Here is a 12,727-nt window from a genome sequence, read left to right as displayed (position 1 = left end):
AAAAAAGCAGGTTATGCTAAATACTGTTAGGCGGATGTTTTAGCCTGTTATAAATCGAGGTTTGAATAGCATTAATTGCTAAAGGAGAATAATCATGAATAAGACAGCTGCAATCATTTCTGCCTGTGCGTTTACTTTTGCCCTGAGCGCCTGTTCCGGTAATAACTACGTGATGCACACCAACGATGGTCGTTCTATCGTTTCGGAAGGGAAACCGACTACCGATAATGATACCGGGATGATTTCGTACAAAGATGCTAACGGGAACAAGCAGCAGATCAACCGCACGGACGTTAAAGAGATGAAAGAGATCGAGCATTAACAGATCGCAGGCGAAAAAAAAGCACCGCAAATTGGCGGTGCTACATTAATCACTATGGACAGACAGGGTAAATGTACAGGAAGTGAAAAATTGGTAGCGTTGCTACCGTGGTCTGAATCGCAGACCAATTGCAAACACAACAACACAACATCACAACCGTAAGCCAAAAGCCCTTCAGAACACGCATTCCGAAAAAAGCTCTTCGTTCCGGCTCAGGAAGTGCCGCCACTATAGGTATTTGCTGGTAGTTCCTCAACGGACAAATTATAATGGCTCAGATAAAAAAAACTAATAGGTTAAACGTTGTTTCCTGTTTGTTAAATCCCGTTAACATCTAAGCCAGATAACCATGTCAAAGCGATTGCCACCTCTTAATGCATTACGAGTTTTTGATGCAGCAGCACGTCATCTGAGCTTTACCCGCGCAGCAGATGAGCTTTTTGTGACACAGGCCGCAGTAAGTCACCAAATCAAGTCTCTGGAGGATTTTCTGGGCCTTAAGCTGTTTCGTCGACGCAACCGTTCGTTGCTGTTGACCGAAGAGGGGCAGAGCTATTTTCAGGATATTAAAGAGATTTTTTCCCAGCTCACGGAAGCCACGCGTAAGCTGCAGGCTCGCAGTGCAAAAGGTGCTCTGACCGTCAGTTTATTGCCCAGTTTTGCCATTCATTGGCTGGTGCCCAGACTCTCAAGCTTTAACTCAGCTTATCCGGGGATCGACGTTCGAATCCAGGCGGTAGATCGTCAGGAGGACAAGCTGGCCGATGACGTAGATGTCGCCATTTTTTATGGTCGCGGTAACTGGCCGGGCTTGCGCGTTGAAAAATTATACGCAGAATATCTCCTGCCGGTCTGTTCTCCCCTGCTGTTAACAGGTGAGAAGGCGCTGAAGTCACCCGCTGACCTGGCTCAGCATACGCTTTTGCATGATGCCTCTCGCCGCGACTGGCAAACTTATACCCGTCAATTAGGTCTTACACATATTAACGTGCAGCAGGGACCCATTTTTAGCCACAGTGCGATGGTGTTACAGGCTGCCATTCACGGGCAGGGCGTGGCGTTGGCGAACAACGTCATGGCGCAGTCCGAAATTGAGGCAGGCCGCCTGGTTTGCCCTTTTAATGATGTACTGGTCAGCAAGAATGCGTTTTATCTGGTTTGTCATGACAGTCAGGCAGAACTGGGTAAAATAGCCGCCTTCCGGCAGTGGATACTGGCGAAAGCGGCAACCGAGCAAGAAAAATTCCGCTTCAGGTATGAGCAATAACGTTTGTGTGCCGGGCACGCATCAACTCAGGACTTAAACATGACCAGCCGATTCATGCTGATTTTTGCCGCGGTGAGTGGCTTTATTTTTGTTGCACTGGGCGCCTTTGGCGCACATGTATTAAGCAAGTCTTTAGGCGCAGTAGAGATGGGCTGGATCCAGACCGGCCTTGAATATCAGGCGTTCCACACGCTGGCTATTTTTGGGCTGGCGGTGGCGATGCAGCGTCGTATCAGTATCTGGTTTTACTGGAGCAGCGTGTTTATGGCGCTGGGTACCGTGTTGTTCAGCGGTAGCTTGTACTGCCTTGCGCTCTCACATTTGCGCCTGTGGGCGTTCGTTACACCTGTCGGCGGCTTCAGCTTCCTGGCGGGTTGGGTATTAATGTTTATCGGAGCTATCCGTCTGAAACGCAAGGGCGTTGTTCATGAATAAGGTTGTTTTATATTGTCGCCCGGGGTTTGAGAAAGAGTGCGCCTCGGAAATTACCGATAAAGCGGCGAAGCGCGAAGTCTTCGGCTTTGCCCGCGTAAAAGAAAACGCGGGCTATGTGGTATTCGAGTGCTATCAGCCTGAAGACGCAGACAAGCTGGCGCGCGAGCTGCCGTTCAGCTCGCTGATCTTTGCTCGCCAGATGTTTGTCGCGGGTGAGCTGCTGAAGGATCTTCCGCCTGAAGACCGCATCACGCCAATTGTCGGCATGCTGCAGGGCGTGGTGGAGAAGGGCGGCGATCTGCGCGTTGAAGTGGCGGATACCAACGAAAGTAAAGAGCTGATGAAGTTCTGCCGTAAGTTCACCGTGCCGCTGCGTGCGGCGCTGCGTGATGCAGGCGTGCTGACGAACTACGAAACGCCGAAGCGTCCGGTGGTGCATATCTTCTTTATCGCACCAGGCTGCTGCTATACAGGCTATTCGTACACCACCAACAACTCTCCCTTCTTTATGGGCATTCCGCGTTTGCGCTTCCCGTCCGATGCGCCAAGCCGTTCCACGCTCAAGCTGGAAGAGGCGTTCCACGTCTTTATCCCGGCGGATGAGTGGGATGAACGTCTGGCAAACGGCATGTACGCCGTCGACCTTGGCGCGTGCCCGGGCGGCTGGACCTATCAGCTGGTGAAACGCAATATGTGGGTATCGTCCGTTGATAACGGCCCAATGGCGCAAAGCCTGATGGACACCGGGCAGGTCACCTGGCTGCGTGAAGACGGTTTCCGCTATCGCCCGAACCGTAACAACATCTCGTGGATGGTGTGCGATATGGTTGAGAAGCCGGCAAAAGTGGCCGCGCTGATGGCCTCCTGGCTGGTGAACGGCTGGTGTCGTGAGACCATTTTCAACCTCAAGCTGCCGATGAAAAAGCGCTATGAGGAAGTATCGCAGAACCTGGCCTACATTCAGGAGCAGATGGACGAGCACGGTATTAACGTGGAGATCCAGGCGCGTCAGCTGTATCACGACCGTGAAGAGGTGACGGTGCATATTCGTCGCTGGTGGGCTGCGGTCGGCGGACGTCGCGACGAGCGATAGTACGTGCTTTGTTTTGCCCGGTGGCGCTACGCTTACCGGGCCTACAGAAAAGCGTTAACGCTCTAATCTCAACTGCTGTAAATTCCCGTCCAGCTGTAAATCCGTCTGTAGCGTTGCGATTTCCCGGCAGATAAACGCCATCTCTTTATGCGCCTCCAGCTTCTTGCGCCACTTTTCTGGCACCTCATCCAGACGGGCGTAAATCCCTTCCAGACTCTGAAAATCCGTCAGCAGCTGCGCGGCGCTCTTCGGTCCAATACCGGCGACACCCGGAACCTTAGAGCTGCTGATGCCTGCCAGCCCCCAGTAATCCGGCAGTTGCTCAGGCGAGACGCCGAACTCGCTGGCAATAAACGGCGCGTCCAGCCAGCGTTTTTGAAAATAGTCGCGAATGCGGATAGTCGGCGAGAGCAGCTGGCAGTAGCCTTTGTCAGTTGAAACGATAGTGGCCTGATGCCCGGCGCTTGCCACCTTTACGGCCAGAGTGGCCGCGAGATCGTCGGCTTCATTTCCCTGTGCACCCCAGCATGGAACGCCACGCTGTTCAAATGCAGCGCGCAGCATGGGCAATTCAGCGTGAAGATCGTCCGGCATCGGGGCGCGTCCGGCTTTGTAGTCGGGCAGACGCTGGTGACGCCAGCCCGTGTTGCGGGCTTCGTCATCAAATACCGCGACCGCGTGGGTGGGCTCACTGTGGCGGATAAGCTGCTCCAGCGCGTGCAGGCAGGTGTCTTTACAAGGCGTCCCCTGTACCGCATGGATACGGCGGATCAGGTTAAGAGCATCGACGATAAGTAAATGAACGGCCACAGATAATCTCCCTTCTATCTCATGCGTGAAGGGTAACACTGTCAGCAGCGTGAAACTATGAATGGTGGGGAAAACAGGAAGAAGCCTCGCAAAACGAGGCTTCCTGAGGGGCTTAATCGCAGGTCACGATCTTCATCGCCAGGCCGCCGCGAGAGGTTTCGCGGTATTTGGCGTTCATATCTTTACCGGTTTCGTACATGGTTTCGATAACCTTATCGAGACAGACGCGCGGTTCGCTGGTGCGGCGCAGCGCCATACGTGCCGCGTTCACCGCCTTCACGGAGGCAATCGCGTTACGTTCGATGCACGGTACCTGTACCTGTCCGGCAACCGGGTCACAGGTCAGCCCAAGGTTATGTTCCATGCCGATTTCCGCAGCAATGCACACCTGTGTCGGGCTTGCACCCAGCAGTTCGGCCAGACCCGCTGCCGCCATGGAGCACGCCACGCCGACTTCACCCTGACAGCCCACTTCCGCACCGGAAATAGACGCGTTCATCTTATACAGCGAACCAATCGCACTGGCGACCAGCAGGTAGCGCGCCAGCGAATTCGCGTTCACTTCACGGATAAACTTGTCGTAGTACGCCAGCACCGCCGGAACGATACCGCAGGCGCCGTTGGTCGGCGCGGTGACCACGCGGCCCCCAGCGGCGTTCTCTTCGTTTACCGCCAGGGCGAACATGTTGATCCAGTCTACAACGGCCATCGGGTCCGTTGTCGTTTTGTCGGTGCTCACCAGCATACGGCGCAGCGCAGCAGCGCGACGCGGCACGCGAAGCTTGCCCGGCAGAACGCCCTCGGTGGTGATCCCGCGCTCAATACCGCCGCGCATCACTTCCCAGACGTTAGTGAAGTGCTGTTCGAGCTCTTCTTTACTGTGAAGTGCCAGTTCGTTTTTCATCATCAGGCCGGAGAGGGAAAGGCCCGTCTCCTGGCAGTGACGCTGAAGATCCGCCGCCGTTTTGTACGGATACGGCACTTCTACAGAAGAGGTATTGGTTTGACCAAAGTGGTCTTCGTCGACGATAAAACCGCCGCCGATAGAGTAATACGTCTGGCTGTATACCGCTTTGTCGCCGGCCAGCGCGGTAATGCGCATGCCGTTTTCGTGCAGCGACAGGTTGTCCGCATGGAAATTCATGCAGTGGTCAACCGGGAATTCAACCTCATGCTCACCGTTCGCCAGCAGCAGGCGGCCGTGGGTGTTCACATCCTGGATGAAGCCAGGGATCGCATCAATATCAACGGTGTCCGGCAGGTTTCCCGCCAGGCCCATGATAATGGCGATGTCGGTATGGTGGCCTTTCCCGGTCAGGGAAAGCGAGCCGTATACATCGACAACCACGCGGGTAATGTCATGCAAGATGCCGCGTGCAATCAAGTCATCCGTGAACTGCTTACCGGCTTTCATTGGTCCGACGGTGTGAGAGCTGGAAGGACCAATACCGATTTTGAAGATATCGAATACGCTAATCATGATGCGTCCATTGCTTTCAGTCAGAGAGGGAGGAGTGCGCCGTCCGAAGACGGCGCGGGTGATAATCAGAACATGGTGTACAGGGAGTAGAAGATCGCAGAGATTGCGATAAGACCCATGATAACCACAAAGACGTTGCTCACATGACCGCTGTACTTGCGCATAGCAGGGACTTTCTGAATCGCGTACATCGGCATCAGGAACAGAATCATCGCGATGACCGGGCCGCCCAGGGTTTCAATCATGCCCAGGATGCTTGGGTTCAGCGTTGCTACCGCCCAGGTGGTGAGCAGCATGAACAGCGCAGTGATTTTGTTCAGCTTGTTGATTTCAATGCTCTTGCCTTTACCGCGCAGAGATTTAATCACCATACCGTTGAAGCCTTCACGCGCGCCGAGGTAGTGGCCCAGGAAGGATTTGGTGATGGCGATAATCGCGATGATTGGTGCCATCCACGCAATGACCGGTGCGTTAAAGTGGTTCGCCAGATAAGACAGAATAGAGATGTTCTGCTCTTTCGCTGCCGCCAGATCCGCCGGGGAAAGGCTCAGTACGCAGCTGAAGACGAAGAACATTACGGTCAGTACCATCATGATGTGAGCGCGTGCCAGGATGCTGGAGCACTTCTTCTCTGCGCCATTACCGTACTCTTCACGTTTCGCCACAGCGAAAGAAGAGATGATTGGGGAGTGGTTGAAGGAGAACACCATTACCGGAATCGCCAGCCAGAGGGTCATCAGCAGGCCGTTACCGGTTGCCGATGCGCTGCTCAGGGACAGGGTTTCCAGCGCTGCACCGTTCCACTGTGGGATCAGGTAGCAAGCCAGTACCATCAGAGCAATAACGAACGGGAAGACCAGTACGCTCATTGCTTTCACAATCATCTGCTCACCGAAGCGAACGATGGTCATCATGCCCACGATCAGGATCAGCGACAGAATCGCACGCGGCGGCGGCGTTATGTGCAGCTGGTGCATCATGAAGCTTTCAACGGTGTTGGTGATCGCCACGCTGTAGACCAGCAGAATAGGGTAAATCGCGAAGAAGTAGAGCAGGGTAATCAGTTTACCTGCGCCAACGCCGAAATGCTCTTCAACAACTTCAGTGATGTCTTCGCCCGGGTTTTTACCGGACAGCACGAAGCGGGTCAGACCGCGGTGTGCGAAGAAGGTCATCGGGAAAGCAATGATAGCCATGATGATCAGCGGGATCAGACCGCCGACGCCTGCGTTGATAGGAAGGAACAGTACACCAGCGCCGATTGCTGTGCCGTAAAGGCCAAGCATCCACATGGTATCCGTTTTGCGCCAACCACTTCGGGATTCAATCGAAGCAACGGTGCTGGTTTGAGTGGTTTCCATCTGTATCTCCTGGAGGAAGCAAATTGTCAGGTTTTTAGTCAAATCCGATGAAAAAGTGCCTGACGGTAATATGAAATTCGTTCAGTGACGGTTTTTTAATAATTTTCGCCCGTAACTATTGGCGGGCGGAAAGATACATTCTAGTTATGAATCTATCAGTGATCCTGATCCCAAATGCAATAATCCACTTATGATGTGGGCATCTTTAGACCATTTATCTGTTAAAAAAACGTCAAAGAGAATTTACGGGCGCGAAGGCTACCACCAACGACATGTGAGCTGAAAGACTGGCCCGTGATATAGGTGTCTTTAGCTGTAAAGAAATGGGTTTTTAGTATTTTCTGGCAGGTAATTTGGATTAAGGCTGATAATTTACGGTTGAAAAAACAAGGTAATCGTTTGCGTTTGCGCATAGTTTGTAAAAGACATAAGTGATGCGTATGAATTACCTCGGTAATAAAAAAGCCGGGACACGCAACAGGGCGACCCGGCTTTGATGAGATGCTGTTGAGCGTTATGTGCAGATTTCGTAGCAAGGAATATAGGCTGAGCCCGGCAGCTTCATGCGGTGCTGAGCGACAAAGCCCTGCAGCATGTCGTCCATGCGGCGCATCATCTCCGGGTCGCCGTGGATCTTGTACGGACCGTACTGTTCAATGGCGCGGATGCCCATCTCTTTCACGTTGCCCGCCACAATCCCGGAGAAGGCACGACGCAGATCGGCAGCCAGGACTTCCACCGGCTGGTCCGGGTAGAGTTTCAGGTTCGCCATATTTTCGTGCGTTGGCTCGAACGGGATCTGCAGGTCCGGCGCGATACGGATTGACCAGTTAAAGCTGTACGCATCGCCGGTATCGCGGCGGTTTTCTTTTACCAGCGGCATCGCTTTTTTCATCTGGCGCGCCACTTCCGCGGCATCGTCAATGATGATGCGATAGTGACGACGCGCGGATTCGCCCAGCGTGTGCACGATAAACTCGTCCAGCACGCGGAAGTAGTCGGCGCTCTCTTTTGGCCCGGTCAGGATCAGCGGCAGAACCTGATCTTTATTGGCCGGATTCATCAGAATACCCAGCAGATAGAGCAGCTCTTCCGCTGTCCCCACGCCGCCCGGGAAGATGATAATGCCGTGGGCGATACGGACAAACGCTTCAAGACGTTTCTCGATATCCGGCATGATAATCAGCTCGTTAACCAGCGGGTTAGGCGGCTCAGCGGCAATGATTGACGGCTCGGTCATGCCGATAAACCGTCCCTCTTTATAACGCTGTTGCGCGTGTCCCACTGCGGCACCTTTCATTGGCGCTTCCATCGCACCCGGACCGCAGCCGGTACAGATATTCAGCTCGCGCAGGCCGAGCTGGGTGCCCACCCGACGCGCATAAAGGTATTCGGTTTCGTTAATGGAGTGGCCGCCCCAGCAGACGACCATGTTTGGCGCTTCGCCAACGTGCAGGGCACGGGCGTTACGCAAAATGGAGAACACCAGGTTGGTGATATGGACCGAGCTTTCCAGGTCGAGATGCTGGAAACGGCCTGCGTTGTGGATCTGCCCGTTAACAAACAGGATGTCACGCAGCACGGCAAACAGGTTAGCCTGAAGTGAACGAATGATGCGCCCGTCGACAAAGGCCTCTTCCGGCGGGTTGATGACTTCAAGCTTCACGCCACGCTCGCGGCGCAGCACGTTGATATCAAAGCTTTCGAAGCGGGACAGCAGTTCTTTACTGTTATCTGTCAGGCTTCCGGAGTTCAGTACGGCAAGTGAACAGTTACGAAACAGTTGATAAAGATCGCTGCTGGCCGTGCGCTTAAGCATGTCCACTTCCAGCTGCGACAACATATCCATTGAGCCAAGCGGGCTAATATGTGTAATCAAGTGAGCTCCTTACGGGACGATTATCGTCTTTCCCTGTTGATTACAATAGCCCTGGCGCGTGGCGTTTCACAACCTAAAGCGCGGAAGATACCGCGCATATTGTGAAAATATTTATATTACTGACGCACCAGCCGCCCCGTTGCTGGCACAAAATCGGTGTTGGTGCGCCACGGGTTGATGTCCAGACCGCCACGGCGGGTGTAGCGCGCGTAAACGCTCAGTTTTTCTGGCTGGCAGAAACGCTGAATATCGCTAAAGATACGCTCCACGCACTGCTCGTGGAATTCGTTGTGATGGCGGAACGACACCAGGTAGCGCAGCAACTTTTCCCGGTCAATTTTCGGGCCGCGGTACTGGATCTGCACCGAACCCCAGTCCGGCTGGTGGGTGATCAGGCAGTTGGATTTCAGCAGGTGGCTGACCAGCGTCTCTTCGACCACCTTTCCGCTCGCGGCGTTTTCGAGGTAATTGGCGCTGAATTCATAATTCTCCACCTCAATATCCTGATCGTCGATGCAGGTCCCGTTGAAGTGGGCGACCGGCTGCCCTTCCAGCTCGTACAGGCGATACAGTGAAACGCTCACCTTTCCCTGCGCGCAGGCGCTTAAATCACGTTCCAGGGTGTGCTGAACGTCGTCCCAGCTGCTGAATTTTGTCTGGTTAAAACTGTTGAGATAGAGCTTAAAGCTTTTGGATTCCACGAGATTAACGCTGGCGTAATCCAGCTCAACGTGGCCCACAGCCACCTGCGGCAGACCGCGCGCGTTAAGCCACGAGAGTTCGTACAGCGTCCAGATGTCACCGCCGACAAACGGCAATGCGTCTGCATGCAGGCCCAGAGGATCGCGGTTCAGGCTGCGCGGCACGCCCTGCAGCAGGCTTGCATCGTAGGTATCGCGGTAATCGGTCGATTTACCCAGCGTTAAGCCGGTTAACGCCTGATGATTTTCGTAAGACATGTTTCATAGCCACTTTACAGGTACACTTATGGCCTGAGTTTATCCTGTCTGACAAGAAGAGAGAAATCGGTGGACATCGAAACTGCAAATGCCCTCACTAGCTTCACGACCCGCTATTGCGACGCATGGCATGAAAAGGACCAGACATGGCCGCAAAGTGCTGATTTGTATGGCGTACCTTCGCCGTGCATTATCTCTTCAGTCGACGATTACGTTATCTGGCAACCAAAACCTTTCGACGGCGAGCAAAATGTAAATGCGGTTGAACGGGCAATGGACATTGTGGTACAACCAGCGGTTCATGCGTTTTATACCACGCAGTTCGCAGGGGATATGCCTGCGCGCTTTGCTGATATCACGCTGACGCTGTTGCAGACCTGGAGCGAAGACGATCTGCAGCGTGTTCAGGAAAACCTGATTGGTCACCTGGTCACGCAAAAACGCCTGAAGCTTTCTCCGACGCTCTTTATTGCCACGCTGGACAGCGAACTGGACGTTATCTCCGTCTGTAACCTGTCAGGTGAAGTGGTTAAAGAGACTATCGGCACCCGCAATCGCGAGACTCTCGCCCCCTCTCTTGCGGATTTCCTTACCCGACTTGAGCCACTTCTGTAATCCTTGATGCTATAGCGCGTGTGAGAGATCTCTTACAACGTTTGTGAGAGATCGCTGAAGATTCAGTATTACCTCATTTAATTCAGATTAATATCACTCTATTTTTCAACGAATTACTTGTTCATCGTATTGTTTTTAGGGATTTCTTACGGCTTACAACCCAGAAAGGGTGGGTTGTAAGACGAAGCGGAATAGCGGATTCTATTTCTGTCGACAGGACGCCGACACGAGAAACGAACATCAGGATGATGGCGTTTCTCACACAGGACTCGTCAGGATGGCGCTGCAGGAAGGCTTCAGGATGAAGCGAAGTGGATAACGCAGGATGCGTAAGGGACACCTCCAGGAAGGAGAACGAGAGCCGGTCAGGATGGTCGGTGGGTCAGGAAGGCCAGGACGTTTCAGGATGAGACAAACACGTCAGGAGGATGTGTGCAGGATGCATCGGCTTACGGATGACCAGGCCTTCGGGCGTCAGGAAAAGTTGTCACGGATGAGCAGGGAGCACGAATTGTAGCTGGAATGCTGCGAAACGAACCGGGAGCACTGTTTTTACAGTGCTCCCTTTTTTTATTTCTGCCTTCCGCAATGCTATGCTGCGCGCCGTTCACTTTTTCAGTTGAGGTTACTATGACGCAACACGATAGCGTTCGTGCTCAGTTGCACGCCATCGAAGCCCTTTTGCGCCAACATCAGCTGTGGCAGGAGACCGCGCCGCAGCCAGAAGCGTTCGCGAGCACTCAGCCCTTCTGCCTGGATACGCTGGCCCCGTTTGAATGGCTGCAGTGGGTGTTAATTCCGCGCATGCACGCCCTGCTTGAAGGCGGTCACCCGCTTCCGCAGGCGTTTGCTGTCTCTCCCTACTATGAAATGGCGCTCGAGGCGACGCACCCTGCGCGCGACGTGATGCTGGTCGAACTGGAAAAACTGGATGCCCTGTTTACCGGTGAAGATGCATGACGCTTGAGATCCTCTATCAGGATGAGTGGCTGGTGGCGGTGAATAAACCGTCAGGCTGGCTGGTACACCGAAGCTGGCTCGATCGCGATGAGAAAGTGGTGGTGATGCAGACCGTTCGCGACCAGATTGGTCAGCATGTTTTTACCGCCCATCGTCTCGACAGGCCGACCTCCGGCGTGCTGCTGATGGGGCTTTCCAGCGAGGCGGGGCGTCTGCTGTCACAGCAGTTTGAACAGCATCAGATGCAAAAGCGCTATCACGCGATCGTGCGCGGCTGGCTGACGGAAGCCGCCACGCTGGACTATCCGCTGGTGGAGGAGCTGGACAAGATCGCCGATAAATTTGCCCGCGATGACAAAGGTCCGCAGCCCGCAGTAACGGATTATCGCGGCATGGCGACGACCGAAATGCCGGTTGCAACCAGCAAATTCCCGACCACACGCTACAGCCTGGTTGAGCTTTTGCCTAAAACCGGGCGTAAGCACCAGCTGCGACGCCATCTTGCGCACCTGCGCCACCCGATTATTGGTGACAGCAAACACGGTGATTTGCGCCAGAACCGCAGTGCGGCCGAACACTTTGGCTGCCATCGTCTGATGCTGCACGCCAGCGAGCTGAGCCTGACGCACCCGTTTACCGGCGAGCCGCTGACTATCCGTGCTGGGCTGGACGACGTCTGGATGCAGGCGCTGTCACAGTTTGGCTGGCTGGGACAACTCCCCGAAAATGAAAGGGTTGAGTTTGTATCGGGCAACGTTCAGGATGAACGGTAAACGCATTCATTATGGGAAAATATCATGGCTGAAGTAGGCATTTTTGTCGGCACAATGTACGGCAACTCGCTGCTGGTAGCGGAAGAGGCTGAAGCAATACTCGCCAGCCAGGGCCATAAAGCCACGGTCTATGAAGACCCGGAACTGGCAGACTGGGAAAAGTATAAAGATAAGTACATTCTGGTGGTGACCTCCACCACCGGGCAGGGCGATCTGCCGGACAGCATCGTGCCGCTGTTTCAGGGCATTAAAGACCAGCTTGGCTATCAGCCAGACGTGCACTACGGCATCATTGCCCTGGGCGACAGCTCTTACGCCAACTTCTGCGGCGGCGGCAAGCAGTTCGATGCGCTCCTTCAGGAGCAGAGCGCCCAGCGCGTCGGCGAGATGCTGCTGATTGATGCCGGTGAGCATCCTGAACCCGAAAGCGAATCGAACCCGTGGGTGGAGAACTGGGCCTCCCTTCTCAAATAACACTCTGCCCGGCGGCGCTTCGCTTGCGCGGGCCTGCGGGTTTTTCAGGCCGGGTAAGGCATAGCCGCCACCCGGCGATACACCCCGCACCAAACGCCAATTCCGTGAACCACCTTCCATTCCCCTGGGCTTATGCCATAAACAACCTCTCATACACCCTTTAATACTGTGTTTCTGCACGGTGAGGTGATGAGGCACTCCTTCATATACTTTTCCGGTCACTATAAAACGGCGTCAGGCCGTACCAAAACGACAAAACACCAATCTCATTCTGATTACCCTACCGGTGCTGTACAGAA

The 12,727-nt window shown here is 54.1% G+C and carries 13 protein-coding genes; 8 read left to right on the top strand and 5 right to left on the bottom strand.

Translation table 11 applies throughout. The features are described 5' to 3' along the window. Positions 1–94: 94 nt before the first annotated feature. The 4 genes from UR289_RS16735 (at position 95) to rlmM (ending at position 3,117) form a co-directional block, all read left to right on the top strand. Positions 95–322: a YgdI/YgdR family lipoprotein gene (locus UR289_RS16735; RefSeq protein WP_008499648.1), complete on the top strand. Its 228-nt coding sequence runs from the start codon at positions 95–97 to the stop codon at positions 320–322. A gap of 349 nt (positions 323–671) precedes the next feature. Beyond that, the gene (gcvA, locus tag UR289_RS16730) at positions 672–1,589 is read left to right on the top strand and encodes a glycine cleavage system transcriptional regulator GcvA (protein ID WP_023309032.1); all 918 of its coding nucleotides are present in this window, start codon (positions 672–674) and stop codon (positions 1,587–1,589) included. A 39-nt stretch (positions 1,590–1,628) separates the two neighbouring features. Next, positions 1,629–2,024 (top strand): DUF423 domain-containing protein, encoded by a 396-nt coding sequence (locus tag UR289_RS16725; RefSeq protein ID WP_023309031.1) that lies wholly within the window; start codon positions 1,629–1,631, stop codon positions 2,022–2,024. Beyond that, on the top strand, positions 2,017–3,117 hold the full coding sequence (rlmM, locus tag UR289_RS16720) for a 23S rRNA (cytidine(2498)-2'-O)-methyltransferase RlmM (protein ID WP_320710992.1): 1,101 nt from the start codon (positions 2,017–2,019) through the stop codon (positions 3,115–3,117). Before UR289_RS16725 ends, rlmM begins: the two co-directional genes overlap by 8 nt. A gap of 54 nt (positions 3,118–3,171) precedes the next feature. Here rlmM and xni read toward each other — a convergent pair whose 3' ends face one another. From xni to queF, 5 genes are all read right to left on the bottom strand, one after another. After that, entirely contained in the window at positions 3,172–3,927 is a 756-nt protein-coding gene (xni, locus tag UR289_RS16715) for a flap endonuclease Xni (protein WP_021241892.1), read from the bottom strand. Between the two features lie 112 nt (positions 3,928–4,039). Further along, positions 4,040–5,407, bottom strand: a complete 1,368-nt coding sequence (locus UR289_RS16710) for an L-serine ammonia-lyase (RefSeq protein WP_033146431.1) — start codon at positions 5,405–5,407, stop codon at positions 4,040–4,042. A gap of 65 nt (positions 5,408–5,472) precedes the next feature. Then, positions 5,473–6,768, bottom strand: coding sequence for an HAAAP family serine/threonine permease (locus UR289_RS16705; protein ID WP_320710991.1), 1,296 nt, complete (start codon positions 6,766–6,768; stop codon positions 5,473–5,475). Between the two features lie 514 nt (positions 6,769–7,282). Further along, complete coding sequence (gene ppnN, locus UR289_RS16700) at positions 7,283–8,647, bottom strand: nucleotide 5'-monophosphate nucleosidase PpnN (protein ID WP_047060004.1); 1,365 nt, start codon at positions 8,645–8,647, stop codon at positions 7,283–7,285. Positions 8,648–8,763: 116 nt separating this feature from the next. Beyond that, positions 8,764–9,606 carry an NADPH-dependent 7-cyano-7-deazaguanine reductase QueF gene (gene queF, locus UR289_RS16695; RefSeq protein ID WP_320710987.1) on the bottom strand — a complete coding sequence of 281 codons (843 nt, stop codon included), beginning with the start codon at positions 9,604–9,606 and terminating at the stop codon, positions 8,764–8,766. Between the two features lie 69 nt (positions 9,607–9,675). Here queF and syd point away from each other — a divergent pair, with 69 nt between their 5' ends. The 4 genes from syd (at position 9,676) to UR289_RS16675 (ending at position 12,428) form a co-directional block, all read left to right on the top strand. Continuing rightward, positions 9,676–10,221 carry a SecY-interacting protein gene (gene syd, locus UR289_RS16690; RefSeq protein WP_045888075.1) on the top strand — a complete coding sequence of 182 codons (546 nt, stop codon included), beginning with the start codon at positions 9,676–9,678 and terminating at the stop codon, positions 10,219–10,221. A 630-nt stretch (positions 10,222–10,851) separates the two neighbouring features. Continuing rightward, a complete protein-coding gene (locus tag UR289_RS16685; RefSeq protein ID WP_320710984.1) occupies positions 10,852–11,181 on the top strand; it encodes a YqcC family protein in 330 nt (109 codons plus the stop codon). Further along, positions 11,178–11,954, top strand: a complete 777-nt coding sequence (gene truC, locus UR289_RS16680) for a tRNA pseudouridine(65) synthase TruC (protein WP_023309023.1) — start codon at positions 11,178–11,180, stop codon at positions 11,952–11,954. Before UR289_RS16685 ends, truC begins: the two co-directional genes overlap by 4 nt. Before the next feature lie 24 nt (positions 11,955–11,978). Continuing rightward, positions 11,979–12,428, top strand: coding sequence for a flavodoxin (locus UR289_RS16675; RefSeq protein ID WP_023294459.1), 450 nt, complete (start codon positions 11,979–11,981; stop codon positions 12,426–12,428). Positions 12,429–12,727 lie beyond the last annotated feature (299 nt).

Origin of the sequence: Enterobacter sp. 302C9 (assembly GCF_034106085.1) — a bacterium.
Taxonomy (GTDB): Bacteria; Pseudomonadota; Gammaproteobacteria; order Enterobacterales; family Enterobacteriaceae; genus Enterobacter; species Enterobacter asburiae_B.
This window is presented reverse-complemented; position numbering and strand designations above follow the sequence as displayed.

Excerpts from the sequence above, each read along its gene's own strand:
- UR289_RS16735 (WP_008499648.1), top strand. The coding sequence starts at position 95 with ATGAATAAGACAGCTGCAATCATTTCTGCCTGTGCGTTTACTTTTGCC.
- gcvA (WP_023309032.1), top strand. The coding sequence starts at position 672 with ATGTCAAAGCGATTGCCACCTCTTAATGCATTACGAGTTTTTGATGCA.
- UR289_RS16725 (WP_023309031.1), top strand. The coding sequence starts at position 1,629 with ATGACCAGCCGATTCATGCTGATTTTTGCCGCGGTGAGTGGCTTTATT.
- rlmM (WP_320710992.1), top strand. The coding sequence starts at position 2,017 with ATGAATAAGGTTGTTTTATATTGTCGCCCGGGGTTTGAGAAAGAGTGC.
- UR289_RS16710 (WP_033146431.1), bottom strand. The coding sequence starts at position 5,407 with ATGATTAGCGTATTCGATATCTTCAAAATCGGTATTGGTCCTTCCAGC.
- UR289_RS16705 (WP_320710991.1), bottom strand. The coding sequence starts at position 6,768 with ATGGAAACCACTCAAACCAGCACCGTTGCTTCGATTGAATCCCGAAGT.
- queF (WP_320710987.1), bottom strand. The coding sequence starts at position 9,606 with ATGTCTTACGAAAATCATCAGGCGTTAACCGGCTTAACGCTGGGTAAA.
- UR289_RS16685 (WP_320710984.1), top strand. The coding sequence starts at position 10,852 with ATGACGCAACACGATAGCGTTCGTGCTCAGTTGCACGCCATCGAAGCC.
- truC (WP_023309023.1), top strand. The coding sequence starts at position 11,178 with ATGACGCTTGAGATCCTCTATCAGGATGAGTGGCTGGTGGCGGTGAAT.
- UR289_RS16675 (WP_023294459.1), top strand. The coding sequence starts at position 11,979 with ATGGCTGAAGTAGGCATTTTTGTCGGCACAATGTACGGCAACTCGCTG.